The 26769-nt window shown below is 64.8% G+C and carries 32 protein-coding genes and 1 tRNA gene; 24 read left to right on the top strand and 9 right to left on the bottom strand.

Translation table 11 applies throughout. The features are described 5' to 3' along the window. Positions 1-206: 206 nt before the first annotated feature. From A5766_RS15215 to A5766_RS15150, 14 genes are all read left to right on the top strand, one after another. On the top strand, positions 207-1961 hold the full coding sequence (locus tag A5766_RS15215; RefSeq protein ID WP_005206969.1) for a CTP synthase: 1755 nt from the start codon (positions 207-209) through the stop codon (positions 1959-1961). After that, positions 1958-2611, top strand: coding sequence for an NUDIX domain-containing protein (locus A5766_RS15210; protein WP_005206968.1), 654 nt, complete (start codon positions 1958-1960; stop codon positions 2609-2611). Before A5766_RS15215 ends, A5766_RS15210 begins: the two co-directional genes overlap by 4 nt. Continuing rightward, the gene (gene xerD / locus A5766_RS15205; protein ID WP_005206967.1) at positions 2608-3540 is read left to right on the top strand and encodes a site-specific tyrosine recombinase XerD; all 933 of its coding nucleotides are present in this window, start codon (positions 2608-2610) and stop codon (positions 3538-3540) included. Before A5766_RS15210 ends, xerD begins: the two co-directional genes overlap by 4 nt. 103 nt (positions 3541-3643) lie before the next feature. Further along, positions 3644-4591, top strand: coding sequence for a ParA family protein (locus A5766_RS15200; RefSeq protein WP_039856066.1), 948 nt, complete (start codon positions 3644-3646; stop codon positions 4589-4591). Beyond that, entirely contained in the window at positions 4588-5511 is a 924-nt protein-coding gene (locus A5766_RS15195; RefSeq protein ID WP_064905222.1) for a segregation and condensation protein A, read from the top strand. The genes A5766_RS15200 and A5766_RS15195 overlap by 4 nt, the downstream gene beginning before the upstream one ends. Beyond that, a complete protein-coding gene (gene scpB, locus A5766_RS15190) occupies positions 5508-6284 on the top strand; it encodes an SMC-Scp complex subunit ScpB (RefSeq protein WP_156527466.1) in 777 nt (258 codons plus the stop codon). Before A5766_RS15195 ends, scpB begins: the two co-directional genes overlap by 4 nt. A gap of 3 nt (positions 6285-6287) precedes the next feature. Further along, positions 6288-7358, top strand: coding sequence for a pseudouridine synthase (locus A5766_RS15185; protein WP_005206960.1), 1071 nt, complete (start codon positions 6288-6290; stop codon positions 7356-7358). Next, on the top strand, positions 7355-8053 hold the full coding sequence (gene cmk / locus A5766_RS15180) for a (d)CMP kinase (protein WP_005206959.1): 699 nt from the start codon (positions 7355-7357) through the stop codon (positions 8051-8053). Before A5766_RS15185 ends, cmk begins: the two co-directional genes overlap by 4 nt. Continuing rightward, on the top strand, positions 8050-9498 hold the full coding sequence (gene der, locus A5766_RS15175) for a ribosome biogenesis GTPase Der (RefSeq protein ID WP_064905220.1): 1449 nt from the start codon (positions 8050-8052) through the stop codon (positions 9496-9498). Before cmk ends, der begins: the two co-directional genes overlap by 4 nt. A gap of 48 nt (positions 9499-9546) precedes the next feature. Then, positions 9547-9813: a GlsB/YeaQ/YmgE family stress response membrane protein gene (locus tag A5766_RS15170; RefSeq protein ID WP_005206956.1), complete on the top strand. Its 267-nt coding sequence runs from the start codon at positions 9547-9549 to the stop codon at positions 9811-9813. A gap of 87 nt (positions 9814-9900) precedes the next feature. Continuing rightward, positions 9901-9974: transfer RNA gene (locus tag A5766_RS15165), tRNA-Pro, on the top strand. 240 nt (positions 9975-10214) lie between these two features. Then, positions 10215-10601: an ArsR/SmtB family transcription factor gene (locus A5766_RS15160; protein ID WP_005206954.1), complete on the top strand. Its 387-nt coding sequence runs from the start codon at positions 10215-10217 to the stop codon at positions 10599-10601. Next, positions 10601-11080, top strand: a complete 480-nt coding sequence (locus tag A5766_RS15155) for an SRPBCC family protein (RefSeq protein ID WP_064905218.1) — start codon at positions 10601-10603, stop codon at positions 11078-11080. The genes A5766_RS15160 and A5766_RS15155 overlap by 1 nt, the downstream gene beginning before the upstream one ends. Before the next feature lie 12 nt (positions 11081-11092). Continuing rightward, complete coding sequence (locus tag A5766_RS15150; RefSeq protein WP_064905216.1) at positions 11093-11653, top strand: dihydrofolate reductase family protein; 561 nt, start codon at positions 11093-11095, stop codon at positions 11651-11653. 128 nt (positions 11654-11781) lie between these two features. Here the strand turns inward: A5766_RS15150 and A5766_RS15145 are convergent, their stop codons facing one another. Together A5766_RS15145 and A5766_RS15140 are read right to left on the bottom strand one after the other, a co-directional pair. Continuing rightward, positions 11782-12468 carry a DUF899 domain-containing protein gene (locus A5766_RS15145; protein WP_064905214.1) on the bottom strand — a complete coding sequence of 229 codons (687 nt, stop codon included), beginning with the start codon at positions 12466-12468 and terminating at the stop codon, positions 11782-11784. A gap of 191 nt (positions 12469-12659) precedes the next feature. Then, positions 12660-14327 carry an ABC-F family ATP-binding cassette domain-containing protein gene (locus tag A5766_RS15140; RefSeq protein ID WP_064905213.1) on the bottom strand — a complete coding sequence of 556 codons (1668 nt, stop codon included), beginning with the start codon at positions 14325-14327 and terminating at the stop codon, positions 12660-12662. Positions 14328-14404: 77 nt separating this feature from the next. Between A5766_RS15140 and A5766_RS15135 the strand changes: the two genes are divergently transcribed. The 4 genes from A5766_RS15135 (at position 14405) to A5766_RS15120 (ending at position 16744) form a co-directional block, all read left to right on the top strand. Next, positions 14405-14800 carry a tautomerase family protein gene (locus A5766_RS15135; RefSeq protein WP_005206945.1) on the top strand — a complete coding sequence of 132 codons (396 nt, stop codon included), beginning with the start codon at positions 14405-14407 and terminating at the stop codon, positions 14798-14800. 77 nt (positions 14801-14877) lie between these two features. Continuing rightward, on the top strand, positions 14878-15459 hold the full coding sequence (locus A5766_RS15130) for a dihydrofolate reductase family protein (RefSeq protein WP_005206944.1): 582 nt from the start codon (positions 14878-14880) through the stop codon (positions 15457-15459). Between the two features lie 47 nt (positions 15460-15506). Then, on the top strand, positions 15507-15854 hold the full coding sequence (locus A5766_RS15125; protein ID WP_039856015.1) for a VOC family protein: 348 nt from the start codon (positions 15507-15509) through the stop codon (positions 15852-15854). Next, entirely contained in the window at positions 15851-16744 is an 894-nt protein-coding gene (locus A5766_RS15120; protein ID WP_064863335.1) for an exodeoxyribonuclease III, read from the top strand. Before A5766_RS15125 ends, A5766_RS15120 begins: the two co-directional genes overlap by 4 nt. On the opposite strand, the gene A5766_RS15115 is transcribed toward A5766_RS15120, so the two are convergent. Next, a complete protein-coding gene (locus A5766_RS15115) occupies positions 16709-17188 on the bottom strand; it encodes a DoxX family membrane protein (RefSeq protein ID WP_156527465.1) in 480 nt (159 codons plus the stop codon). The two genes, A5766_RS15120 and A5766_RS15115, sit on opposite strands and share 36 nt — an antisense overlap. Positions 17189-17223: 35 nt before the next feature. After that, positions 17224-17688 (bottom strand): DM13 domain-containing protein, encoded by a 465-nt coding sequence (locus A5766_RS15110; protein WP_005206938.1) that lies wholly within the window; start codon positions 17686-17688, stop codon positions 17224-17226. 160 nt (positions 17689-17848) lie between these two features. Here A5766_RS15110 and A5766_RS15105 point away from each other — a divergent pair, with 160 nt between their 5' ends. The 3 genes from A5766_RS15105 to A5766_RS15095 are packed head-to-tail and all read left to right on the top strand — an operon-like array spanning position 17849 to position 20339. Beyond that, a complete protein-coding gene (locus tag A5766_RS15105; RefSeq protein ID WP_064863333.1) occupies positions 17849-18538 on the top strand; it encodes a response regulator transcription factor in 690 nt (229 codons plus the stop codon). Continuing rightward, positions 18538-19680: a sensor histidine kinase gene (locus tag A5766_RS15100; RefSeq protein WP_064863351.1), complete on the top strand. Its 1143-nt coding sequence runs from the start codon at positions 18538-18540 to the stop codon at positions 19678-19680. Before A5766_RS15105 ends, A5766_RS15100 begins: the two co-directional genes overlap by 1 nt. 50 nt (positions 19681-19730) lie before the next feature. Then, on the top strand, positions 19731-20339 hold the full coding sequence (locus A5766_RS15095) for an MSMEG_1061 family FMN-dependent PPOX-type flavoprotein (RefSeq protein ID WP_064863350.1): 609 nt from the start codon (positions 19731-19733) through the stop codon (positions 20337-20339). Here A5766_RS15095 and A5766_RS15090 read toward each other — a convergent pair. Both A5766_RS15090 and thiD read right to left on the bottom strand, forming a co-directional pair. Continuing rightward, positions 20336-21151: a DUF1684 domain-containing protein gene (locus A5766_RS15090; RefSeq protein ID WP_064863349.1), complete on the bottom strand. Its 816-nt coding sequence runs from the start codon at positions 21149-21151 to the stop codon at positions 20336-20338. The genes A5766_RS15095 and A5766_RS15090 overlap by 4 nt on opposite strands. 138 nt (positions 21152-21289) lie before the next feature. After that, the gene (thiD, locus tag A5766_RS15085) at positions 21290-22102 is read right to left on the bottom strand and encodes a bifunctional hydroxymethylpyrimidine kinase/phosphomethylpyrimidine kinase (protein ID WP_064863332.1); all 813 of its coding nucleotides are present in this window, start codon (positions 22100-22102) and stop codon (positions 21290-21292) included. Positions 22103-22399: 297 nt separating this feature from the next. Here thiD and A5766_RS24430 point away from each other — a divergent pair, with 297 nt between their 5' ends. Continuing rightward, the gene (locus A5766_RS24430; protein WP_064905211.1) at positions 22400-22948 is read left to right on the top strand and encodes an Ltp family lipoprotein; all 549 of its coding nucleotides are present in this window, start codon (positions 22400-22402) and stop codon (positions 22946-22948) included. Between the two features lie 35 nt (positions 22949-22983). Here the strand turns inward: A5766_RS24430 and A5766_RS15075 are convergent, their stop codons facing one another. After that, positions 22984-24357 (bottom strand): NADP-dependent succinic semialdehyde dehydrogenase, encoded by a 1374-nt coding sequence (locus A5766_RS15075; RefSeq protein WP_005206925.1) that lies wholly within the window; start codon positions 24355-24357, stop codon positions 22984-22986. Between the two features lie 104 nt (positions 24358-24461). On the opposite strand from A5766_RS15075, the gene A5766_RS15070 reads away from it, so the two are divergent. After that, the gene (locus A5766_RS15070) at positions 24462-24884 is read left to right on the top strand and encodes a nitroreductase family deazaflavin-dependent oxidoreductase (protein WP_005206924.1); all 423 of its coding nucleotides are present in this window, start codon (positions 24462-24464) and stop codon (positions 24882-24884) included. Positions 24885-24964: 80 nt separating this feature from the next. Continuing rightward, entirely contained in the window at positions 24965-25462 is a 498-nt protein-coding gene (locus A5766_RS15065; protein WP_005206922.1) for a flavin reductase family protein, read from the top strand. On the opposite strand, the gene A5766_RS15060 is transcribed toward A5766_RS15065, so the two are convergent. Together A5766_RS15060 and A5766_RS15055 are read right to left on the bottom strand one after the other, a co-directional pair. Beyond that, positions 25463-25699, bottom strand: a complete 237-nt coding sequence (locus A5766_RS15060) for a hypothetical protein (RefSeq protein ID WP_005206920.1) — start codon at positions 25697-25699, stop codon at positions 25463-25465. It lies immediately after the preceding gene. A 112-nt stretch (positions 25700-25811) separates the two neighbouring features. Then, positions 25812-26666 carry a sigma-70 family RNA polymerase sigma factor gene (locus A5766_RS15055; RefSeq protein WP_005206918.1) on the bottom strand — a complete coding sequence of 285 codons (855 nt, stop codon included), beginning with the start codon at positions 26664-26666 and terminating at the stop codon, positions 25812-25814. Between the last annotated feature and the right edge of the window lie 103 nt (positions 26667-26769).

The following is a 26769-nucleotide window of genomic DNA, read 5'->3' as shown; positions in this document are numbered from 1 at the left end:
GGGCAGGGCTGTCCGAGAGGACTTCCGAGAGGACTTCCAAGAGGACGACTCCAGCCCGGCCGGCCGGAGAGATCAGGACGCGGATCACACCTCCCGCGAGCACGCTTCCGGTGTGGCGGAGCGGAGAACCGCCGATGGGTGTTACCCTGGAGTCCCGTAGGTCAACAGGTTTTCCGGCCTGATCCAGCCGACGGGAGAGACGGGTTTTGCGACCACTTCGCCACGTGCATGAAGGCACGAAGCACATATTCGTTACGGGCGGCGTCGCATCGTCGCTCGGAAAAGGTCTGACGGCGTCGAGCCTCGGCCAACTACTCACAGCGCGCGGTCTGCGCGTGACCATGCAGAAGCTGGATCCGTATCTGAACGTCGATCCAGGCACGATGAATCCGTTCCAGCACGGTGAGGTCTTCGTCACCGAGGATGGCGCCGAAACCGACCTCGACGTCGGACACTATGAGCGCTTCCTCGACCGCAATCTCTCGCAGTCGGCGAATGTCACCACCGGACAGGTGTATTCGACAGTCATCGCCAAGGAGCGACGCGGCGAGTACCTTGGCGAGACCGTCCAGGTCATCCCGCACATCACCGACGAGCTGAAATCGCGGGTGCTCGCGATGCGTGCGCCCGGTGACGACGGTGAGCCACCAGACGTGGTCATCACAGAGATCGGTGGAACCGTCGGCGACATCGAGTCGCTCCCGTTCATCGAAGCCGCTCGCCAGATCCGACACGACGTCGGCCGCGACAACGTCTTCTTCATCCACGTCTCGCTGGTGCCCTATCTCGCGCCGTCGGGCGAGCTGAAGACCAAACCGACCCAGCACTCGGTCGCCGCGCTGCGCAACGTCGGAATCCAGCCCGACGCGCTGATCCTGCGGTGCGATCGCGACGTCCCCGAGGGACTCAAGAAGAAGATCGCGCTGATGTGCGACGTCGACATCGACGGCGTCATCTCCACGCCCGACGCCCCGTCGATCTACGACATCCCGAAGGTGCTGCACTCCGAGCAACTCGACGCCTATGTCGTGCGCAAGCTCGGGTTGCCGTTCCGCGATGTCGACTGGACTGTGTGGGGCGAACTGCTCAACCGCGTGCACGAGCCGCGTGAGACCGTGCGAATCGCGTTGGTGGGCAAGTACGTCGACCTGCCCGACGCGTATCTGTCGGTGACCGAGGCGATCCGCGCGGGCGGATTCGCGTGGCGCGCCAAGACCGAGATCAAGTGGGTTCCGTCCGACGAATGCGCCACCGAAGCGGGTGCGCAGGCAGCGCTCGGAGACGTCGACGGCGTGTTGGTCCCCGGTGGCTTCGGCATCCGGGGGATCGAGGGCAAGCTCGGCGCGATCCGGTACGCGCGGCGTCGAGGCATTCCCCTACTCGGCCTGTGCCTCGGTCTGCAGTGCATCGTGATCGAGGCTGCGCGTTCAGTGGGCCTCGAGGACGCGAGCTCGACGGAATTCGATCCCGACACCCCGTTCCCCGTCATCTCGACGATGGCCGACCAGACCGAGATCGTTGCCGGAGAAGCCGATCTCGGCGGCACGATGCGGCTCGGTGCCTACCCGGCGACGCTCAAGCCCGACAGCATCGTCGCCGAGTCGTACGGCTCGACAGAGGTGTCCGAGCGGCATCGGCACCGCTTCGAGGTCAACAACTCCTACCGCGACAAGATCGCGGCGTCGGGGCTCGTGTTCTCCGGTACCTCGCCAGATGGCCACCTCGTCGAGTTCGTCGAGTACCCCACGTCGATTCATCCGTTCCTGGTGGGCACCCAGGCTCACCCCGAACTCAAGAGCCGGCCGACGCGGCCCCATCCGCTGTTCCGTTCGTTCATCGACGCTTCGTTGAAATACAAAGCAGCAGAACGGCTTCCGGTGGACCTGGGCGACTACGATCCACCGCCCGCGGCTGCGGTCGAGGACGACGTCACCGTCGAGGTCGAGGAACAGGACGCTTGAGCGAGAGCACCGGACCCGGCGCCCACGTCTTCGCGGTGAAGTCGAGCGAAGTGGTCTACGACGGAGCGATCCTCGCGCTTCGCCTCGATCAGGTCGAGATGCCGGGCGGTCGGGTCGCCGAACGCGAAGTCGTCGAGCATTTCGGTGCCGTTGCCGTCGTCGCGCGCGATGAGGACGGCAGGATCGCGATGGTGCGTCAGTACCGGCATCCTGTCGGCCGCAGGCTGTTGGAGATTCCCGCGGGGCTGCTCGACAAGGGCGGTGTGGAGCAGCCGCTCGCCGCCGCACAGCGCGAACTCGCGGAGGAAACCGACCTGCGGGCGCAACGCTGGCAGGTTCTGGTCGACCTCGACCTCTCGCCTGGGTTCACCGACGAAGCGCTGCGCGTCTACCTCGCCGAAGAACTGTCTCAGCACCACGTGGCCGAACGCGAGGACGAAGAGGCCGACATGTCGTTGGAGTGGGTCGCACTCGACGATGCCGTGGCGATGGTGCTGTCGGGCGAGATCGTGAACGCGACCGCGGCATCGGGGATTCTCGCGCTCGACGCCGCGGACCGCACCGGGACGCCGTTACGGACGCCGGATTCGCCGTGGCGCGATAAGCCCCACGCCTTCGCCGATCGCAAGGCGGGTAAGGCGTCGACGTGACCACCACCGGGACGCGAGTCGACGACGTGGTGTCGAGGTACCTCGACCACCTCACCGTCGAACGCGGCATGGCGCCCAACACGCTTGCGTCCTACGGCCGTGACCTCGACCGCTACCGTCGCTATCTCACCGGGCGGGGGATCGTCGATCTCGCGGAGGTCACCGAGAACGACGTGCGCGAGTTCCTCGTCGATCTGCGACGCGGCGACGAGGAAGCCGGGACAACACCCCTCGCCGACAGCTCGGTGGCACGAACCCTGGTGGCCACCAGAGGTTTTCACAAGTTCGCCGCTGCCGAAGGTGTCGTGCCCGCCGACGTCGCGCACGGGGTGCGGCCACCGCGTCCGGCGCGACGCCTCCCCAAGGCGTTGCCCGTCGACGACGTCGTCGCGATCCTGGAGGAAGCGGGTGCGGGCGACCATCCGCGCGCGCTGCGCGACCGCGCGCTTCTCGAACTGCTCTACAGCTGCGGAGCACGAATCACCGAGGCGACGTCGCTCGACGTCGACGACCTCGACACCGATGCTCGCACCGCCCTGCTGCGAGGCAAGGGCGGAAAGGAACGTCTCGTGCCCGTCGGCGGACCCGCCGTCGGCGCTATCGAGGCGTACCTGGTGCGTGGCAGGCCCGCTCTGGTGACACGCTCGACGCCCGCGTTGTTCCTCAACGCGCGTGGCGGCAGGCTCACTCGTCAGGGCGCGTGGCAGGTGCTCGCCGACACTGCCGAGCGGGCCGGAATCGGTACGGCCGTCTCACCGCACACCCTCCGGCACTCATTCGCGACGCACCTCCTCGATGGCGGCGCCGATGTGCGAGTGGTCCAGGAGTTGCTCGGGCACGCCTCGGTGACGACGACGCAGGTCTACACCCTCGTCACCGTCAACACGATGCGTGAGGTGTACGCCACGGCCCATCCGAGAGCGCGCTGAGCATCGTCGAAAGGGCCGTGCGGCGATGCTCCACGGCTTCAGTGCAGTGAACCATTAGGCTGACAAGCGGCGTCGATACGTGATCAGTGAGAAAGGCGGGTACGTGAGCACACCGAGTACACCGCGGTCGGGAGGTCATACCGACGATCAGTACCGCCTTCATGTGACGTCCGGCATCGACATCGACGAGGGCGATCATCCCGACGACGAGATCGGCCCCACCGGGCGTCCCTACCGCGACGTTCCGACGCCTGCGCCCCTCGACCGACACGGACCGGCGACCGTCATCGCCGTGTGCAATCAGAAGGGCGGCGTCGGCAAGACGACGTCGACGATCAACCTGGGTGCCGCGCTCGCCGAGTACGGGCGACGCGTACTGCTTGTCGACCTCGATCCGCAGGGTGCGTTGTCCGCGGGTCTCGGCGTGCCGCATCACCAACTCGACGAGACCGTCTACAACCTGCTGGTCCCGCCGCACGCGTCGATCGAGGATGTGCTGATGCGTACGCGCGTCGAGAACCTCGACCTTCTGCCGTCGAACATCGATCTGTCTGCCGCCGAGATCCAACTCGTCAGCGAAGTCGGACGCGAACAAGCCCTCGGCCGGGCGCTGCATCCCGTTCTCGACCGCTACGACGTCGTTCTGATCGATTGCCAGCCATCGCTCGGGTTGCTCACCGTGAACGCCCTTGCCTGCGCCGACACAGTGATCATCCCGATGGAGTGCGAGTACTTCAGTCTGCGCGGTCTGGCGCTGCTCACCGACACGATCGAGAAGGTGCGCGACCGACTCAACTTCCGTCTCACCCTCGGCGGCATCCTCGTCACGATGTTCGACGCCAGAACCCTGCACTCCCGTGAGGTGATGGCTCGCGTCGTCGAGGTCTTCGGCGACGCCGTGTACGACACCGTCATCGCTCGCACCGTGCGTTTCCCGGAGACCAGCGTCGCGGGCGAACCGATCACGTCGTGGGCGCCGAAGTCCGCGGGCGCCAAGGCGTATCGCGCGTTGGCGCGCGAGGTCATCGCGCGCAACGTCAAGCAGGCATGACCGAGACCGGCACCGCCGATGCCGACGCCGCTGAGGTTGGCAACTCGGAGGTTGGCACGACCGACGTCGAGGCCCCAGAGGCAGGCACCACAGAGGCAGCAACGCCCGAGGCAGGGGCGACGGAGGCCGAGGAGCAGGGCTTTCGGGTCAAGCTCGCCAACTTCGAGGGTCCGTTCGATCTGCTGCTGAACCTGATCAGCCAGCACCGTCTCGACGTCACAGAGGTCGCGCTGCATGCGGTGACCGACGAGTTCATCGCGTACACGCGGGAGATGGGTTCAGAGCTAGGACTCGAGCAGACCACCGAGTTCCTGGTCATCGCGGCAACCCTGCTCGATCTCAAGGCGGCGAGGCTGCTGCCGACCGGAGAGGTCGACGACCCGGAGGATCTCGCGCTGCTCGAAGCGCGTGACCTGCTCTTCGCGCGGCTCCTGCAGTACCGCGCGTACAAGCAGGTGGCCGCGCTGTTCGGTGAACTCGAAGCCGCGGCGCTGCAGCGCTATCCGCGCGCGGTGTCGTTGGAGCAGCAGTTCACCGATCTGCTGCCCGAGGTGACACTCGGCGTCGACGCGAACGGGTTCGCGGAGGTCGCCGTCGCGGCGTTGACCCCGCGACCTATTCCGACGGTCGGCCTCGATCACCTTCACGACATGCACAAGGTGTCGGTGCCCGGGCAGGCGCGACGCATGGCCGCGCTGCTGGCTGCCAAGCCCGGCGAGTGGCTCACCTTCCGCGCGCTCGTCGCCGACTGTGAGAACGGACTCGAGGTTGTCGGCAGCTTCCTCGGACTGCTCGAACTCTTCCGTGAGCGTGCGGTCACTTTCGAGCAGCCCGAGGCACTCGAAGAACTCCAGGTGTCGTGGACAGGCGAGCGCAACCGCGACGAACTACGCATGGAGAAAGCAGAGGACTACGAATGACCGACATCGACGCGGGTCCAGACGATCCAGGCGCCGACTCGTCCGAGAGCGTTGCGCCCGAGCAGACGACGCTCGACGTCGGCGACGTGGTCGTCGACGAGGCAGACTCCGAACCAGTTCTCGACGACGCCCGTCTGCGTGCGGCGCTCGAAGCCGTGCTGCTCGTCGTCGACACGCCGGTGACCGCCGACGAACTCGCCTCGGCGGTCGGCGACAATCGCGCACGCGTGCATTCGACGCTCACCCAGATGGCGGCTGACCTGACCGAAGCGCGCAGCGGCATCGACCTTCGATTCGCCGGTGATGGTTGGCGGTTCTATACACGAGCCGAGTACGCGCCGTACGTCGAGCGTCTCCTCCTCGACGGGGCGCGTTCGAAACTGACCCGAGCAGCCTTGGAGACGCTCGCCGTCATCGCGTATCGACAGCCCGTGAGCAGGGCGCGCGTCAGCGCGATCCGAGGTGTGAACGTCGACGGCGTCGTCCGCACACTCGTCGCCCGAGGACTCATCAACGAGGTCGGGTCCGATACCGCGTCGGGTGCCACGACCTACGGGACAACCGAGCTGTTCCTCGAGCGTCTGGGGCTCGCGTCGTTGAGTGAACTACCCGATTTGGCCCCGCTGCTGCCCGACGTCGACCTCATTGACGACCTCGACGAAGAGCTCCTGTCTGACCCGCGATTCGCCAAACTGAGTAGTGGGCGTTCAGACTCAAAGGGAGACGACACACCCGACGCCTCGTCGGGAACCACAATCGACGACCAGGAATGACATATGGCATCCGCTAGCCGTGACGGCACACCGGGCGACCGCAGGAAGAACAATGCGGGTCGCACCAACCGAAAGAACACCTCCAACGACAACCCGCGCGGGCAACGCTCCGCAGGCGGGTCGGCCGGACGCGGCGCGTCAGGCAAATCCGCGAGCGGTCGCAGCATCCCCGCGGGCGGTAAGGGACATGCGCATAAGGGCCAGCAGCCCAGCACCAAGAAGCGGCACCGCAAAGGCCGTTCGACGCCCGACGTCGAGGCAGGGCGCATCAGGCTGAACAACGCGCGACCAGCCCGTCACCAGGGCGGCTCCGACGAGAGTGGCCACGCAACCTATGTCGACGACGGCGTACGACTCCAGAAGATTCTCGCACAGGCCGGCGTCGCGTCGCGTCGCGGCGCGGAGGAGATGATCGCCGCCGGTCGCGTCGAGGTCGACGGCGAGGTCGTGACCGAGCAGGGGCTGCGCATCGACCCCGACACCGCGGTCATTCGCGTCGACGGTGCCCGCGTCATCATCGACGAGACCAAGCAGTACCTCGCGCTGAACAAGCCCAAGGGCTGGCAGTCGACGATGGCCGACGACCAAGGCCGCCCGTGCGTCGGCGACATCGTCGCCGAACGCGTCATGGCGGGTCAGCGCCTCTTCCACGTCGGCCGACTCGACGCAGAGACCGAGGGTTTGTTGCTGCTGACCAACGACGGCGAGCTCGCCCATCGGCTGATGCACCCGTCCTACGAGGTCCCCAAGACCTACCTCGCGACGGTCAAGGGCGAGGTTCCTCGTGGACTCTCGCGCGCGCTGCGCGACGGCGTCGAACTCGACGACGGCCCGGTGTCTGTCGACGGATTCACCGTGATGGACGTCAACGAGGGACAGTCGCTGGTGCGAATCACTCTGCACGAGGGCCGAAATCGGATCGTGCGTCGACTCATGGAATCCGTCGGATTCCCGGTGACCTCGTTGGTGCGCACCCACATCGGCAACGTGGCGCTCGGCGAGCAGCGTCCAGGAACGCTGCGAGTGCTCGGTCGCGACGAGGTCGGTGCGCTGTACAAGGCGGTGGGGATGTGAGCGAGTCCGTCACGTCATCGCGCGTGATCGCGATCGACGGACCCGCGGGGACTGGAAAGTCCACTGTCTCAAAGCTTCTCGCGCAGCGGGTCGGTGCGCACTACCTCGACACCGGGGCCATGTACCGTGCCGCGACGCTCGCCGTGCAGCGGGCAGGTGTCTCGCCTGATGCTCCCGACGCGATCGCCACGGTCGTCGCAGACGCGCGGATCGAACTGCGTGCAGACGGATCGGGTGGATCCCGGGTGTTCCTCGACGGTGAGGACGTGTCGGCGCCGATTCGCACCGACGAGGTGACCAACGCGGTCTCCGCGGTCTCTGCGGTACCCGCCGTGCGGTCGAAGATGGTTGCGCTGCAACGGCTTCACGCCGTCGACGATTTCGTCGTCGTCGAGGGCCGAGACATCGGGACCGTCGTCTTTCCCGACGCGCAGGTCAAGATCTATCTCACCGCGACGCCCGAGGCGCGAGCACTACGACGACATCGGCAGAACCTTGCCGCCGGTCGTGACAGCGATTTCGAGCAGGTTCTCGACAGTGTGAACCGCCGTGATCATCTCGACTCGACGCGCACCGTATCGCCGCTGCGACCAGCAGACGACGCGGTCATCGTCGACACCAGCGACCTGTCACTCGAGCAGGTTCTCGACGAACTCGCCGGACTGGTCCAGACACGAACCGGAGGTGCCGTGTGACCGAGCACGATGACTTCATCACTACCGACGTAACCGCCCAACCAGGCGACGGGATCTGGTCGGACGAAACCGATTGGAAACTCAGCGAATTCGACCTCGGCGAGGAAGGTGGCGAACCCGAGCGCCTCCCCGTCGTCGCGATCGTCGGCCGTCCCAACGTGGGCAAATCGACGTTGGTCAACCGCATCCTCGGCCGCCGTGAGGCCGTCGTCGAAGACATCCCCGGCGTCACCCGCGACCGTGTGTCGTATTCGGCGTCGTGGTCGGGACACCGATTCACCGTCGTCGATACGGGCGGTTGGGAACCCGACGCCAAGGGCCTGCAACAGGCCGTCGCGAAACAGGCCGAATCGGCGATGGAAACCGCCGACGTCATCGTGGTCGTCGTCGACGCCACGGTCGGCGCCACCGCGACAGACGAGGCCGTTGCGCGCGTGCTTCGACGGTCCAAGACGCCGGTCATCCTCGTCGCCAACAAGGTCGACAGCGAGAAGCTCGAGGCCGAGGCTGCATCACTCTGGTCGCTGGGACTCGGTGAACCACATACGGTTTCCGCTGCGCACGGCAGGGGAGCGGGTGATCTCCTCGACGTGATCCTGGAGAAGATGCCCGAGACCCCGCGGGATGCTGCGCCTGCGTTCGGCGGTCCCCGTCGCGTGGCGCTCGTCGGTAAGCCCAACGTCGGGAAGAGCTCGCTGCTCAACAAGCTCGCGGGTTCCGACCGTTCGGTCGTCGACAATGTCGCGGGCACCACCGTCGACCCCGTCGACGAGCTTGTCGAACTCGACGGACGGCCGTGGCTGTTCGTCGACACCGCGGGCTTGCGCCGCAAGGTGCACACCGCCAGCGGGCACGAGTACTACGCGTCGCTGCGCACGAGGTCGGCGCTTGAGGCCGCCGAGGTCGCGATCCTGCTGATCGACGCTTCGGAACCGATCACCGAGCAGGATCTACGTGTGCTGTCGCTGATCATCGAGACCGGACGTGCCTTGGTGATCGCGTTCAACAAGTGGGATCTGGTCGACGAGGATCGTCGCTACCAGCTCGACAAGGAGATCGACCGCGAGCTCGCGCGCGTGCCGTGGGCACGGCGTGTGAACATCTCGGCGATGACCGGACGCGCGGTCCAAAAGCTGGTGCCTGCTCTCGAAGGTGCGCTGGAGTCGTGGGACAAGCGCATCTCCACCGGCCAGCTCAACAACTGGCTCAAAGACGTCATCGCGTCGAATCCGCCTCCGCTGCGCGGAGGACGGCAGCCGCGCGTGATGTTCGCGACCCAGGCATCGGTGCGACCGCCGACGTTCGTGCTATTCACGACCGGATTCCTGGAGGCGGGCTACCGCCGTTTCCTGGAGCGTCGCCTCCGCGAGGAATTCAACTTCGACGGCTCGCCGGTCCGGATCAACGTGCGCGTGCGCGACAAGCGGGACCGCCGGAAGCGTTGACCGCCCCAGACGGCGAGTCCCGCCCGAAGTCGTGACATACTCCCATGCGTGCTTATCTTGGCGATCATCGTATTCGGGATGGTTATCGGCGCCCTCGCGCAGCTGATCATCGGTGGCAAGAACATGTGGAACATCGACTGGACCTTGGCCATCGTCGCGGGCATGGTCGGCTCCTTTGTCGGCGGACTGTTGATCAGCCTGCTCTCGGGTGACGGACTGTCGTTGCGTCCGAGCGGGATCATCGGATCGTTGGTCGGCGCACTCATCGTGACCGGTGGCTGGATCTGGTACCGGAAGCGCTCCACGGTCTCTTAGCAGAACCGTCGGCGCGGCCGTGACCAGGCGATTAGCCTCCAACGGCCGCCGTCGGCTAATGTTGTCGAGGCCCTCGCGAGAGGGCAACGGGCTGTGGCGCAGTTTGGTAGCGCACTTGACTGGGGGTCAAGTGGTCGCAGGTTCAAATCCTGTCAGCCCGACGTAAAACCCAGGTGAGAGAGTCTCTCGCCTGGGTTTTTTTGTATTCAGACGTGGACCCCTCTGGGTGACCGGTCAGGTCGAGCCCCGCACTCGTCAGTCCTACTCCGCTGCTGCAAGAGCTGATGGTCCGGTCAGTGCGCGTACCCAGCCTGCATTTGAGGTCAGTTTCCGACCTGCGCTGGACGAACTCGCTCCAGTATTGGATACTTAACAAAGTCGTTAAATGACCGGAGGTGGATATGGCTGGGACGGATCAACTCAGCGTCGTGTTCTCGGCGCTGGCAGACCCGACTCGGCGTGCGATTCTCGCTGAGTTGGCGAAGCGCGACGCCACAGTCACTGAACTGACTGCACCGCTGCCCATGTCCATGCCTGCTGTTTCCCGACACCTGAAGGTGCTTGAGCAAGCCGCACTCATCTCGCGTACACGTTCAGGCAAGTTGCGAGCTAGCCACCTAGAAGCCGAGCCGCTTCGCGAAGCTGCCGATTGGATCGCTCGATACAAAGAGTTCTGGGACTCGTCTCTTACCCGGCTCGATGCTCATCTTGCAGCCATCCAGGAGGCGGCTCCCACGCGCCCCTCGTGCCAGGAAGCCACTGACACCTCTGGCGAGGAGGAACTCTGATGCATACCGAAACCCCGCAGATCGACATCACCCATGTGCTCGCGGCCCCTCGGGATCTTGCCTTTCGAGTTTTCACGGATCCGATGCATTTCGCGGCCTGGTGGGGCCCGGCCGGCAACACTTTGCCCGCAAGCGAGATCGAGTTCGATATCCGATCAGGCGGTTATCAGCAATGGACGGAGGTATCCGCCGCCGATCCACACATCCGCGTCCGGGTGCGCGTCGATTTGACCGACGTGGTGGAGGGCGAACTCATCGACGGTCTGATGCATGTCGGTGGTCAGCTTCCGGGAGGGATTGAGCCATTCCAGACCAGGATTCGGTACGAGTTTTCCGACGAGAACGATGGACGGACTCGGCTCACGATCCGCCAATGGCTCCCTCCAGAGCAACGGGGCAATGCTCGGCGAGGCTGGAGCGAGGCATTGACCAAACTGGACGCCGAGCTACTCGCGGCCAGACCCCATCATCCGAGATAGGAGAACAGTGAAATGGCCAAGCTGATCTACGCCAACAACATGTCGCTTGACGGGTACGTGGAAGACGAAAGTGGCAAGTTCGATTGGTTCCCCGTCGACGATGAAGTTTTTGCGGCGCACACCGACCTTCTTCGCTCCGCGGGCACCTTCCTCTACGGCCGGCGCCTCTACGAAGCGATGTCCGTTTGGGAGACCGATCCCGCCTTTGCAGAACAATCGGACCTCATGGCCGAGTTCGTAAAAGTATGGAAGGCGGCGAGCAAAGTCGTGTACTCGTCCACCTTGACCGACGTGGCAACCGGTGACACGCGAATCGAGCGCCAGTTCGATGCCGCAGCGATACGCGAAATGAAGGCAGCGGCCACCAGCAATCTCACCATCGGCGGCGCACAGGTAGCCTCGGCGGCGTTCAATGCAGGGCTGGTCGACGAGTGCGAACTCTTCGTCCTCCCCATTGTTGTCGGCGGCGGTAAGCCAGCTCTGTCGCGTGGCGTTCGAGCCGAGCTCGAACTGCTCGACGAGCACCGTTTCGGAAACGGTGTAGTTCGCCTTCGGTATCGCGTTCTGACCTGAGCCGCCGCCGGGGCCAATGGCCAGTCGAGTTCCGGTTGCCCAGAAGCGCGGATTCCGCGCGTGTGGGCAACCGCAAGCGGCACCGCCAGGGCGCGGCGGGCTGGGAGGTCCTGCCGTCGGCAGGAGCGCTAGTCGTTCTCGTACCGGTCGCTGAGGCGCATCCACGAGTACGTCGGTTCCTGCGGGACGCCGGGTGGCGAGTTCTCCCAGTCCTCTTGACGACCGAACGGTGTGAGGTCGAGAAGATCGAACACGAGCATGAATGGCTCTTCGCCTCGACTAAACGTCGACCACGTGTGAAATACACGGTCGCCCCGACGAAGGAAGACGCTGATCGCCTGGCGCTCCTCGCCGTCGACGGTCGCACCGAAGTCGGTGTTGAATGCGTCGCCGACGGTCGAGTACCACGGCAGCTGCCAGCCCATGCGATCCCTGAAGGCACTCAGCCGATCCAGTGGTGCACGGGAGGTCAAAACGAACGACGTCCGTCGAGCGTGGAGGTGGGAGAGCGGACCAATATGGTCGGCCATCATCGAACAGCCGTCACAGCCTTCCTCCCAGTCAGGGCCAAACATGAAGTGCTGCACGATGAGTTGAGGCCGTCCGTCGAACAGGTCAAGCAGTGTCACGCGCCCATTCGCGCCCTCGAAGGCATAGTCCGAGCGCACTTCGACCATCGGCATGCGGCGTCGTGCCGCGCTGACCGCGTCCTTCATGCGGGTGAGCGCCTTCTCCTGCTGCAGCAGAACACTCCTGGCGTCGTCCCAGGCAGCGCGGTCGACGATGGCCGGCCAGTCGGGGTCGCTGCTCGTCATCGGCGCACCTCTTCCGTGCCGTCACTACCGCGCTGTAACCATGCCTTGAGCGATGCGAGCATTCTGCGTCCACCCTTCACCGTGATGTCCACCATTCAGCACCACCGGACGTCGCATTGTTCCCATTTGGGTAGATTGCCGGGAAATCTGCCGCCAATCCGGCGCAACAACTATCGCGGTCGCCGCCTGGATCACTCGACGGTCACGTGCCCGCCGTCGACGTGCCATCGGGTGTCGATGCGCACCTTCTCGAGCATCCGACGGTCGTGGGTGACCAGGAGCAGCGCGCCGTCGAACGACTCGAGTGCCGCTTCGAGCTGTTCGATCGCGGGCAAGTCGAGATGGTTGGTCGGTTCGTCGAGCACGAGTACGTTGACTCCGCGCGCCTGAAGCAGTGCCAATGCCGCGCGGGTGCGCTCGCCGGGCGACAGGTCGCCGACGGCGCGGTCGACGTGGTCGGCGCGGAGGCCGAACTTGGCCAGTAGTGTTCGCACTTGTTCGGTCGAGTAGTCGGGGACGAGTTCCTCGAACCGGTCGGCGAGCGGTTGTGGACCGGTGAATTGTCCACGCGCCTGGTCGATTTGGCCGATCGCCACACTTGCGCCGAGACTTGCTGTGCCCTCGTCCGGCGTTACGGTCCCAGTCAGGAGGCGTAGGAGCGTCGATTTTCCGGCTCCGTTGGGTCCGGTGATGCCGATCCGCTCGCCGGCGTTGACCTGGAGCGAAACCGGCCCGAGGGTGAAGGCTCCCTGTCGCACGACGGCGTTGGCGACGGTGGCGACCACCGAGCTCGATCGCGGCGCCGATCCGATGGTGAATTCCAGCACCCACTCCTTGCGAGGCTCGGCGACTTCGTCGAGTCGAGCGATCCGACTCTCCATCTGCCGCACCTTCTGTGCCTGCTTCTCGCTGGACTCGCTGGCCGCGCGGCGTCGAATCTTGTCGTTGTCGGGAGCCTTGCGCATCGCATTGCGCACACCCTGACTCGACCACTCTCGTTGAGTGCGCGCCCGCGCCACGAGGTCGGCCTTCTTCTCGGCGAACTCCTCGTACTCTTCGCGGCGATGGCGCCGCGCGACCTCGCGCTCCTCCAGAAAGCTCTCGTAGCCGCCGTTGTAGACCGTGTTGGTGTGTTGGGCGAGGTCGAGTTCGATAACGCGAGTCACGCAGCGCGCCATGAACTCTCGGTCGTGACTCACCAGCACTACGCCACCGCGCATGCCGCTGACGACTTCTTCGAGTCGCGCGAGGCCATCGAGATCGAGGTCGTTCGTGGGTTCGTCGAGGAGCACGACGTCGAAACGTGAACACAGCAGCGCGGCCAACCCCACGCGAGCGGCCTGGCCTCCCGACAGTCCGGTCATGAGCGCGTCTTCGGGAGGAGTGTTGCCGGTTCGTAGGCCGACGTCGGCGAGTACGGCCGGCAGTCGCTCGTCGAGATCGGCGGCACCGGTGGCCAGCCAGTGGTCGAGCGCCGCCGAATACACATCGGCCGGATCATCCTCTGCGCCCGACGCCGGCGCCTCGTCGGCCAGTGCTGCCGCTGCTAGCTCCATGGCCTCGCTGGCCGCAGCGCAGCCCGTTCGTCGAGCAACGTACTGGGCGACCGTCTCACCCGGCACGCGCTCGTGCTCCTGTGGCAGCCACCCGACGAAGGCGTCGGCCGGCGCGCGCGTGACAGTGCCCTCGAGCGGAGCGAGGCTGCCCGACAGGACCGCCAGCAACGTCGATTTGCCCGCGCCGTTGGCGCGAACAACTCCGACAACGTCGCCCGGCGCGACCGTCAGATCGAGATGATCGAACAGCACACGATGGGCGTAGCCGCCGGCGATGTCCTTGGCGACGAGTGATGCGGTCATTGCTATATCGTCGCACTCACGTCGTTGCGACATGCTCGCCGAGTCCGGCCGTGGTGTGCAGGCGGTATCGTTTCTTGATGCCAAGCACCCAGGTCGAAGTTCGTCGGACGTACGCCCCAGAGACCGAGGCGGCGATTCTGGACGCGGTTCACGACTCCTTGGTCGCAGCGTTCGCGATCCCCGTCGAAGACAAACACGTGAGACTTGTTGTGCACGAGCCTCATCGCTTCGCGGTACCGCCGACCCTGTCGTCTCCGGAGGCGTACACCCTCGTTGTCGTCGACTGCTTTGCCGGCCGGAGCGTCGACGCCAAACGTGCTCTCTACCGAGAGGTTTCACGACGACTGGGCGTGCTCGGCATCCCGGCCGACCACATCACGGTCATCGTTCGCGATATCGAGATGGCAAATTGGGGTATTCGAGGCGGGCAGGCCGCCTGCGATGTGGACTTGGGTTTCGACGTCAACGTGTGAGTGAAGCGCACGCTCGCCGCGACGCACGCGCGTGAGAAGACATCGTCGACTCATGTCCGTTATGGGAGAATCAACCGATGCGCAGACTCGTCTACTACGTGGCAACGACGCTCGACGGATTCATCGCTGGACCCGACGGTGGTGACCCTTCCGGGGCCGACTTCTTCCCGATCACCGACGACGTTGTGCAGTTCATCGTCGAGAACTATCCCGAGACGCTACCGGACCCGGTGCGCACAGCGCTCGGAATCGACGGTGCGGGAACAGTTTTCGACACGGTCGTCGAGGGGCGTGGATCGTACGAACTCGGTCTTGCCGCGGGTATCCCCGACGCGTACCCACATCTTCGTCACCTGGTGTTCTCGACGACTCTTCCAGGGAGCAACTCTGGAGCCGTGGAGATCGTGCGAGACGAACCCGCCGAGACAGTGCGCGAACTCAAACGCGAAGAGGGACTCGACATTTGGCTCGTCGGCGGCGGAACGCTGGCACATGCGTTGCTTCCCGAGATCGACAGGTTGGTGCTCAAAGTGAACCCGTCGATCATCGGCAGTGGGGTGCCGTTGTTCAACGGGCCGTTCGCGCCGACCCTGTTCACCCCGGTGGACGAGACAGATCTCCCCGGCGGTGTACGGGTGCTCACCTACGACCGCCGCTGACGCCGGCCCCGGCCGTCGGGCCGGGCGGTCGGTGAGAGAGTGGGAGTATGCATGTTGATCGAGTGGTTCCCAATCTCACCGTCTCGGATCTCCACCAGGCCGTTGCTGAGCACTCTGCGATCCTCGGCCTGCGCGTCCTCATGGATCACGGATGGATCGTCACTCTGGGAGACGACGACGGGCATCAGCTCAGCGTCATGACCTCCGACGCGTCCGCGCCGGTCAACCCCGACGTCTCGATCTTCGTCGACGACGTCCGAGAAGCGCTCGCCCAGGCGCATGCCGCGGGAGTGGAGATCGTGCACCCGCTGACCGACGAACCGTGGGGCGTCACACGATTCTTCTACCGGGCATCCGACGGTCGCGTGATCAACGTCGGCACCCACACGCAATGAACGACGGCGGGGCCGCGTCCCACAACCGGCCTGACCCTTTCACGGTTGTGTCATTCAACGTCAACGGGATTCGAGCAGCGCGACGTCGAGGATTCGACGCGTGGTTGGCAGAACGAAGCCCCGACGTCGTGGCGCTTCAGGAACTGCGCTCTCCGGCAACGGAAGTCGGCAGTTTTCCCGGCTACTCGATCGCGCTCGACGTCGGATCGATTGCCGGACGTAACGGCGTGGCAATTCTGACCAAGACACCACCGACCGCAGTGCGGACCTGGCTGACCGATCCGCCGAAAGCACGCGGACTCAACGAATTCGCCACGCACGGAAGGTACATCGAAGTCGACCTCGCCGACCGACCGGTCACTGTCGGGTGCCTCTACCTGCCGAAGGGCGGACTGCCCGCGCATCGTCAACGAACAGGAGCCATGCGCGACGCCCCCGACGGTGGGGCGAAGTACGACCGAAAGCAACGATTCCTGAGTGCATTCGCTCGTGAGCTGAACCGAAATCGCCTGTCGGCCCAACGTGACGGTCGGGAGTTTCTGCTCGTCGGGGATCTGAACATCGCCCATACCGAACACGACGTGACCAACTGGCGCGCTGCCCGGTCGATGGACGGCTTCCTGCCCGAAGACCGCGCCTGGTTCGATTCGGTTTTGGGTTCGCGTCGACTCGTCGACGTGGTCCGGCGTGTCCATGGTGATCGACCCGGACCGCTGACCTGGTGGAGCTGGGCGGGGGAGTCGTTCGCCAAGGACGTCGGCTGGCGCGTCGACCATCAGCTCGCCACGCCAGGTCTGGCTCGCCGCGCCGTGTCGGTGACAGTGGACAAAGAACCATCGCCGGCGCAGCGATTGTCAGACCACGCGCCGCTCGTGGTGACCTATCGCTAGCGACGACCTTTTCAACTGGTGGACGGCCGCCAGCGAGGTGCGCAGGTTTACTCGTGACGCCGTCGACGCGAACGCCGCGACGGCCACCGAGAGCGCGAGCATGATCGGGTATTGGGTGACGAGCTGATCCGCCGACCAGTAGTTGCAGAGCTGAAACGCTGACAGCAGCGCCACAGGCAATGTGGCGAGTCCGAGGACCAGCGCAATACCCAGTGCCACTTCGAGCAGCGGGACGCCAACGCCGAAGGCAGTCGGAACATGTCCGACGACGTCGCGGGTGAACGCGCGGTAGAAGCCGGGTACTCGCTCGTTGCTTGCTGCACTCTGCACGACGAGAAGAATGTCGGCCCGCCCGAAACCGGCGTGATACTTGACGATCCCTTCGTGCAGCCAGAGCGCGCCGAGTGCCACGCGTGCGAGGGTGGCGGAGACAACTGTTGCCACCCTCGCACTGCGCGCGACGCGTGAATCCGTTGTCGTCACTTCATCAGCTCTGCGGCACCGAATACGGCTTTTGCCTTGTCGCAGTGCACCACCACGTCCGAGTAGGCGGCAGCATCGACGCCGGTGGGCACCTCGAAGGACTGAGAAGCCTTGTCGTAGGCGACTTTACCGAGTGCGACTCCGTTGCTGACGTCTGATTCCGAGGTGCCCTTGGCCAGGTAGAGATGCAGATCGGGACCTTCGTCGGACGAGAAGCCTGACAATTCCACCTTTCCCGCCGTGAGAGTCGCTGTGCCCGACACCTTTTTGTCGTTGAGTCCCGCGAACGCTCCGTGTGCTGCAGCTGTCGAGCTCATGGGGGCCATCGACGTCTCGGCCGATGCGGACATCGGGGCCGCCGAGGTCGTCGTCGCAGATGTGCTCTGATCGCTGCATCCGGCGATGGCGCCGACGACTACAAAGGCTGCGAAGGCGCTGGCGATGAAGGTCTTGATCCGCATGTGTTTCTCCTGACGTGGTGGATGTGCCGACTCGGCACGACAGGAATTACAGCAATCACAGCGGGTGCGACCGGCGATGATTTCAGCGCGGTAAGCCCAGATTTCAGCACCGTAATAATTCTCGCCGGGCGACAAGCCACTTGGCGGTTACGCTCGACTGATGCAGCAAGGGGCACGAGTGATGGTCGTCGAGGACGACCCGGCGGTCCGAACCGTCGTCGCCGATCACCTTCGTGCTGCGGGGTGCGACGTCGCGATGCACGCCGATGGGGAGAAGGCGTGGGTTGCGCTCAGCGCGGAGATGCCCGATCTCCTGATTCTGGATCGCATGATCCCCCTGATCGACGGCGACGAATTGTGTCGTCGAGTGCGCGCAGTGTCTGAGGTACCGATCATCATGTTGACGGCGCTCGATGGACCCGACCATCGAATAGCCGGACTCGAGCGAGGCGCCGACGATTATCTCGGGAAGCCATTCGCGTTGCGGGAGTTGCAGCTTCGAGTGAACTCGTTGCTGCGCCGTAGCGCCAACACCAGTGCGCCGTTGACATTCACGGCGGGGCTGTTCCGCGTCGATCCCGCTCATCGCAGAGTGTGGGTCGACGGTAAGGAGATCGCGTTGACGGCCCGCGAGTACGAACTCCTGCTCTATCTGGTGCGCACTCCGGATCGGGTTGTCAGCCGGGAGGAGATCCTGCGCGAAGTGTGGCAGTGGGCCTTTGGCGACGCATCGACGGTGACAGTTCACGTGCGACGGTTGCGCGAGAAGATCGAACCCGAGCCGCGCTTTCCGCGCTTTCTGCACACCGAGTGGGGCGCTGGATACCGATTCACCGCACGGGGCGAATGATGTTGGGCCCGTATGAAGTCCTGCTGATCGCGGGCACCACGTTCGCGGCGACCGCGCTGGTGACCATCCTTACGGTGCTGGTCCTCAGGCTCACGCCGCACAGCGGTATTGCTGTACGATGCGCTGTCGTCCTCGCGGGATCGTTGGTGTCGATCGTGGTGTCCACCCTGGCGGTTGCCGCGGAGATGTATCTGTCCGGGCACGACGTCGTCGTGCTCGCGTATGTCATCGGAATCTCGGCGCTGATGAGCATGATCGCCGGCTGGGCGGTGACGGGGCGCGCCATTCGATCGCCGGTTGAGGCGCTTGTCGCCGATGCCCGCCGGGTCGGCGACGGTGACGTTGTTACCGCGTCGCTCACCGGATGGCGCGAATTCGACGAGGTGTCAGCGGAATTGGCCGAGACATCGCGACGCCTGGCAGACGCCCGCGCACAGATTGCCGAACTGGACGCGGCGCGACGGCAGTTCTTCGCCTGGATCTCGCATGATCTCCGAACACCTCTAGCCGGAATGAGGGCGATGGCGGAGGCACTCGAGGATGGCACGGCAGCCGAGCCGGGACTCTACATCGCGACGATCCGCACGAAGGTCGACACAATCAACAAAATGGTCGACGACCTGTTCCAGCTGTCCAAGCTTCAGACCGGTTCATTGGAGCTGTGCTGCGAGCCCGTCGTCCTACGCGATCTCGTCAGCGACGCCGTGGCGGACGTTCAGGCGATCGCGGCCGGTCGAGGTATACGCATCGTCGACGACGGAATTGACGGGCACGTCGTCTGGGCGGATCCCCGCGAGATCACGCGCGCGATCGGCAACCTGCTGAGCAACGCCGTACGGCATGCGCCGGATGAGAGCACGATCACCGTCCGTGCAGTCGGAGACGACGCGATGCTCGTCCTGAGCGTCGTCGATCAGGGCGAGGGAGTGTCGTCGGAAGACCTCGGTTCGATCTTCGACATCGGATGGCGCGCGGACACCGCGCGCACGTCTGACCGCGACGACTCCGCGAGGACCGGGGCCGGTCTGGGCCTCGCGATTGTGCGAGGCATCGTCGAAGCGCACGGTGGCACCATTCGGGCGCAACGCACGGCCGCCGGCTTTCAACTGGATCTCGAACTGCCGACCGCCGCAGCCGGGTGACCGCGTATCGAGTTGACTGGGCATCGAGTCGACTGGGCATCATGGAGGGTATGCAGGTCACCACGCAGGCACAGTTGCGGGAGATCGTCGGGCATCCGGCAGAGATCATCGCGAACAAAGCCATGCCGCAGTTGCTGTCGGCGCACGTCGAATGGCTCGCCGCGACACCGATGATCTTCCTGGCCACATCGGACGCGTCGGGCCGCGTGGATGTATCACCCAAGGGCGATCCCGCGGGCAAGGTGGTTCACGTCATCGACGAACACACCATCGCGATCCCCGAGCGCCCAGGTAATCGGCGCGTGGACGGCTACGAGAACATCCTCACCAATCCGCACGTCGGCGCGATCGCGGTGATCCCGGGGCGTGGCGACACGTTGCGGGTCAACGGATCGGCCCGCATCGTCGACGATGGTCCGTACTTCGATCAGCTCGCGGTCCGCGGCAAGCGACCCATCCTCGCCGTCGAGGTCGACGTCGAGGAGGTGTTCTTCCACTGCTCCAAGGCATTCATGCGGTCCGAACTCTGGAAGCCCGAGACGTGGGACCCCACCAGGGTGCCGAGCACCGCGAAGCTCGCCAAGCAGGTGATGGCGGGCCTCGACGACATTCCGGACGAGGAGTTCGGCGACGAAGCGTACCGACCGTGGCTCTACTAAGCTGAGCGCTCGTACGGCGTCTTCTCGCCAGCGGTGACCTCGACATCGAGGTGATTGCCAGCGGGCGGCAGCGGGCACGTGGCGAAGTCGATGAACGCGCACGGCAGATTGGTCGCGCGATTGAAGTCGAGCACCACACGTCCGCCGTTGCGCAGCACCTCGTCGGCAGCCTCGACGGCCAGGCTTCGATTCGCCGCATACGTGGTGATTCCCGAGGTGGCATCTGTGAACAGAACGCTCAGCCCGCCCTGCTTGCCGTTGAAGGCAATGAGTCGACGCTGCTGCCCGTCGTGGTCAAAGACCAGCTCACCGGGGGAGACGTACACGTGGGCCAAGCCCTCCGCGACGGCGCCGACGGTCACCGGCCGCGGCTGGTCGTACGGCTCGAACCGCGCTTCGACGACCCACGCGGGATCGGCGTCATATGCCGGAACGCCACGAAAATTGCGCACCGTGGGCGCGTTCTCGTCGTGCACGCGGATCAGGTAGCCGTCGCCGCGGCGTGCGACCTCGATGTGCACGTCGTCGATGTCCACGACCTCACCCGGGCCGGTCGGTTCGAGGTCGAAATCGCGGGTGTCGAAGAACCCGCCGTCGCCTGGTCGAAGGTGGGCGGTCGGGCCGTCGAACCACCAGGTTCCCGGCAGCCCCTCGAAACGCGACGGTTCCGTGTCGAGCCATTCGAGGCGGTTGATCGACAGCCATCCAAGGGGAGCGGCGAGGTCACGCTCGCGAATGGTGTGCCACTGCTGCCATTCGTCGGCGAAGTCGCCGTCGGCTGGTGTCGTCGAGGTGGACAGCGCTCCGGTCATTCGGTGCTCCCTGAGTCGTCGCGGATGTGACTTCTTCTGCAACGTCGACGACGTCCCAACCATGGCCATTCGCGTTCGCTGGGCGCAACCCTTGACGCCGGGTTCGATCGCTCTGGGCTCACGTTGACGGCGTGCGGGTCAGCCCTCGAGCGCGTCCACGAAAGCGCCCTGCCACACCGTGTCGAACGGGGTGTGCCCCGACACGCGGCCGTTGATGCCTGCCGTGGTGAATTCCTTGGCGAATGCGACAGCCTCACCGATCTCGGCGCCCTTCGCCAACTCGGCCGTGATGGCGGCGGCGAGCGTGCATCCGGCCCCGGAGACCCGCTCGGACCCGACTTTCGGCGCGGCCAGCACGGTCACGTCCGTGCCGTCGAACAGCACGTCGACGGCGTCGTCGCCGGGAAGTTCGACGCCGCCCTTCGTGATGACGTACTTCGGACCGAGATCGGCGATTCGACGCGCGGCCTCAGCGAGATCCTCGACGCTGGTGATCTCGTCCATGCCGGACAGGATCTGCGCCTCGAAGAGATTCGGGGTGACCACCGTCGCGAGCGGAATGATCTTCTCGCGCAACGCGGTATCGGTGTCGAGTGCAGCGCCAGGCTCTTGGCCCTTGCAGATGAGGACGGGATCGACGACGACGTGACGCCAGTCCCGGGCGGCGAGCGCGTCGGCGACGACGTCGATGGTCGCGGGCGTGCCGAGCATGCCCACCTTCACGACGTCGAGATCATGGGTGGCGGTTGCCGCTTCGATCTGGTCGGCGATGACGTCCGGTTCGACGGGTACGAACCGGTGCGCCCACCCGTTCTTCGGATCGAACGAGACGATGCAGGTGATGGTGCCGACTCCGTAGACACCCAACTCCTGGAAGGTCTTCAGATCGACTTGAATCCCGGCGCCGCCAGTCGCTTCCGAACCGGCGATGACATATGCAAAATCAACCACACATCAAGCCTACGACTCCGCAGATCGCGGCCTGAAGTCGCCTTTCACGAGAGCGACGCCGTCTGCCGATCGGCCTACGTCTGAGCCGAGCACAGTCTCGCTTGTCGGTGGTCGACGTCATGATGATTCGCACATGCCGCGCTTGTTGCATCCGTGCTTGTTGCATCCGTGTCGCACGTTGCAGCCGCGGCGAAAGTTTCATCTTGACGAAGGACCAGTCATGACACGCTCGACCAGATCTACCGCTTGTATCGCAGTGCCCCTTGCTGCTGTCGTCATCGTTCTCGGTGTCGGAGGGTGCAAGGAAGGCAAGGTTGCTTCGGCAAGCACCGCCACCGTCACCGAGATCGCGACGGTGACACCGACGACCACGACGGTTACCGCGACCGCGGCGCCCGAGGCCACCGAGACCGAGATGACCACAGACATACGGCGACAGCCGTCACAGATGCTGATGTCACCGAACCGACAGCCACCGAGCCAGCAATCACCGAACCGACAGTCACTGGTCCAACAACGGTCGCTGCGCCGGCCGACGAGACCGGGTCCACTGGGTCGTCGTCGGGACAGCGCAACGCTCTCTCGAAGGCCCACTCATATCTCGAGATCTCAGGCTTCAGCTACACCGAATTGATCGAGCAACTCGAGTACGAGGGATTCTCGAATTCCGACGCAACATACGCGGCCGACAACTGCGGGGCCGACTGGACCGCACAAGCGGTACGAAAGGGTAAGTCGTATCTCGAGATCAGTGCATTCAGCCACTCCGGGCTGGTTGAACAGCTCGAGTACGACGGCTTCACAGCCGCACAGGCCGAGGCGGGCGCGACCGGTGCGGGAGTGTGACCGTCACCTGAACGCCCGACGATCAAGCCGGCCGATCAGGCGATCCACACCGTCTTGATGTTGCAGAACTCGTGGATGCCGTGGGAGGTCAGTTCGCGGCCATTGCCTGATCGCTTGATCCCGCCGAATCCCAGTTCTGGATACGAGGTGGTCATGCCGTTGATGAACACCTGGCCCGATTCGATCCGGTCGATGAACTGATCCTGTTCGGCCTCGTCGGTGGTCCAGGCGTTTCCGCCGAGGCCGAAGGTGGTGTCGTTGGCGATCGCAATCGCCTCGTCGATGTCCTCGACGCGGTACAGCGCTGCTACCGGACCGAACGCTTCGGCGGAGTAGATCTCCATGTCGTCGGTGATGTCGGCGAGGATCGTCGGTTGGTAGAACCATCCGGGCCGCTCGACTCTGCTGCCACCGATGAGTACCTTCGCGCCCTTGCCGACAGCGTCGTCGACAAGTTCTTCGAGATCGGTGCGCCCCTGTTCGGTGGCGAGCGGTCCGACGTCGGTGGCGTCGTCGGTGGGATCTCCGATGACGAGGCCGCGGAATCCCTCGGTGAAATGGTCGACGAACTGGTCGTATACGTCGGCGTGGATGATGAATCGTTTTGCGGCGATACAGGATTGGCCGTTGTTCTGTACTCGTGCCGTGACGGCGGTCTTCGCGGCGGCCGCGATGTCGGCGCTGGGCATGACGATGAAGGGGTCGCTCCCTCCGAGTTCGAGCACGGTGTGCTTGACCTCGTCTCCCGCGATCGCGGCCACCGACCGACCCGCGGGTTCGCTTCCGGTCAGTGTCGCCGCGGCGACCCGCGGATCGCGCAGGATCGACTCGATCATTCCCGAACCGATCAGGAGCGTCTGGAAGCAGCTCTCCGGAAAACCGGCTCGATGCAGGACGTCTTCGAGATACAGGGCTGATTGCGGAACGTTGGAGGCGTGCTTGAGAATGCCGACGTTGCCCGCCATCAGCGCGGGTGCCGCGAAGCGCACCGCCTGCCAGAGCGGGAAGTTCCACGGCATGATCGCCAGTACGACGCCGAGTGGTTGATAGCGCATATATGCGCGACTGGCGCCAACAGCTTCGGCGTCGGCCTGCTCGTCGGCGAGCATGGCGGCGCCGTGGTCGGCGTAGTAGCGAAAGCCCTTCGCGCACTTCAGTGTTTCTGCCTTCGCCGAGGCGAGGGTCTTGCCCATCTCCTCGGTCATCATGGCTGCGACGCCGTCGGCTTCGGCTTCGAGTAGGTCGGCGGTGGCGCGCAGCCAGGTCGCGCGCTGCTCGAACGAGGTGGTGCGATAGCTCGCGAAACCACTGACCGCTCGGTCGAGCGCCTCGTCGACTTGGTCTTCTGTCAGGGAATCGAACTCCCGGACGATCTCTCCGGTCGCCGGATTGGTGGTGGCAATGGCCATGTCGCTGGTCCTTCCGCGTCGGGTCCCCTCTCATGCCTACCACTCGTGATCGAAACGTTGCGTCGATGCGGAATCAGCGCGGCGCGGAGGGCGTTGTGCGACCCATGAGCGAACAACCGGAATTGAGCCCGAGCGACTGGGTACGTGATCAGACCAAGAAGATCCTCGAGCAGGGGACGACCGACGGTGTGCTGGTTGCCGATCGTCCCGTCGTGCTGTTCACCACGACGGGTGCCAAGTCGGGGAAAAAGCGCTACACACCATTGATGCGCGTCGAGGAGAACGGCAAGTACGCCATGGTCGCGTCGAAGGGTGGCGCTCCCGAACATCCGGCGTGGTACTTCAACGTCAAGGCGAATCCGCAGATCACAGTCCAGGACGGCGACAAGGTGTACGAACTCACCGCCCGCGAGGTCGAGGGCGATGAGCGTGAGCACTGGTGGGAGCTCGCGGTGGCCGCATACCCGCCCTACGCCGAATACCAGACCAAGACCGATCGTCAGATCCCGGTGTTCGTGCTCGAATGACGATATCGGCAGCTCCCGCGGGGTGATTTGCCTCCCATCTCATGGACTTGAAGTGCTGTTGAGGTTTTATCGTCGACGGTATGCAGTCGCTTTCTGACGCGGTGGATGCGCGCACTGCCTTCACCACCGCGTTTCGTCTTCACCCTGCGGGAGTTGCCATTGTCGCCGCCGAGACTTCTGGGGGTCTCGCGGGCCTGACGGTCTCGAGCCTGGCGTCGGTGTCCGTCGACCCGCTCGCCGTTTCGTTCTCTGTGACCAGTTCGCGGGGGAGCGCCGGCGCGGTGCTCGGCGCCGACACCATCGGAATCAGTTTGCTCGACGCCCGACACGTCGACGTTGCCGACGCCTTTGCCCGTCCAGGGGCACCCAGATTCACGACGAATCAGGGCTGGACCAGTTTCGAGTCGGGCGAGCCGGTCCTGCGTGATGCAACCGCTGCGCTGCGGTGTGTCGTCGTCGAAACGATTGCGGTGGGATCGTCAACCCTCGTCGTTGCCGAGGTACTCGAGACGCGGCTCGGTTCGTCGACGCAACCGCCGATGGTCTACCGCGACCGCGCTTTCCACGGGCTCACCTGATCAGTCCTCGGGCAGCCCTGCGAACGTCTGCTTGACGCCCTTGTACCAACCTATCGACTGACGAGGGTGGCGCCAGCGACCCTTCATCGCGTCGCGCGCGTCCTGATGTGTTGTGTCACCGGCTTTTTCGGCATCCTTGAGATGCTGGTCCTGCGCTTTGATGATCTCGTCGGCGGTCGCGCCGTGGTGCGCCAGCTCGCAGGGGCCGCCGAGTTGCGTGCAGGTCATGGTTTTCATCGGATCTCCTCAATAAAGGGCCGTGCTTTGTGTACGGGCGGTTCTTGGTCATAGATTTCTTGGTGCTGCACAGGGATGACGAATCGGCGGCCTCGAATGTGACCGAACGAGGTCAGGCGCGGTACTCGTTCTTCTCGCGTCGGACAACACGGCCGAGAACGTCCTGATCGGCGCGGAACGTGATCCGGGCGACCATGCCGTCGACCACGTCGAAGTCGAACAGGACCATCGCGGCGCCGCGACGGAACCACGCCGACGCCGGGCGGTCGTCGACGAAGACCGCCAGCGCGCCCTTGGCGCTCCCGTTGAAGAAATCGGCGATGCTGCGTCGGCCGTCGATCTGGGCGGGGGTGCCGGTGGCTATCGCAACGTCGTCGGCTCTGACCTGGGCGTCGGGAGCCAGGAGCTCGAGAAGACGCTCGAAGTCACCGTCGCGGGCTGCAGCCATGAACGCGTCGACGACCTCCCAGTCGGCGAGGGTGTCGTCGGCCGCGGGTTGGCGAACTTTTGCCCTGGCCCTCGAGGCGAGTTTGCGTGCGGCCGTGGGCGTGATGTCGAGTGCTGACGCGATGGTCGCGAATTCGAAACCGAAGGTGTCATGCATGACGAACGCGACGCGTTCGGCGGGTGACAGGCGGTCGAGAACCACGGTGAGCGCGATCCCCACTGAATCCGACAGCGCGATCACGTCAGCGGGATCGGGATCCTCGGAGTGTTCGTCGATCGCGGGTTCTGCGGCCTCGGGGATTCGGGCCCGCAGTCGGTCGAGACACAGCCTGCTGGTGACGGTGGTCAGCCAAGCCGGCAGATTTTCGATGTCGGTCTCGGTCGCGTTCATTCGCAGCCAGGCCTGCTGCACAACATCCTGGGCTTCGGCGTCGTCGCCCAGAATGCGGCCGGCCACGCGGATCAGGCGTGGGCGCTCCGCCTCGAATTGGTGGGCGCGATCATCCGAGTTCAGAACCATGTCACCACCTCGTCTCTGGCTGGCTGGTCCCAGCCCGTTGTGTCCAGTCCCAGTGTCTTGTTGTTGACTCACACCTTGTTGACGGTTCACAGCACGCAGATGT

Origin of the sequence: Gordonia sp. 852002-51296_SCH5728562-b, assembly GCF_001665475.1 — a bacterium.
GTDB classification, from domain to species: domain Bacteria; phylum Actinomycetota; class Actinomycetes; order Mycobacteriales; family Mycobacteriaceae; genus Gordonia; species Gordonia sputi.
The sequence above is the reverse complement of the archived record's forward strand: the minus strand, read 5'-3'. Positions and strand labels throughout refer to the sequence as shown.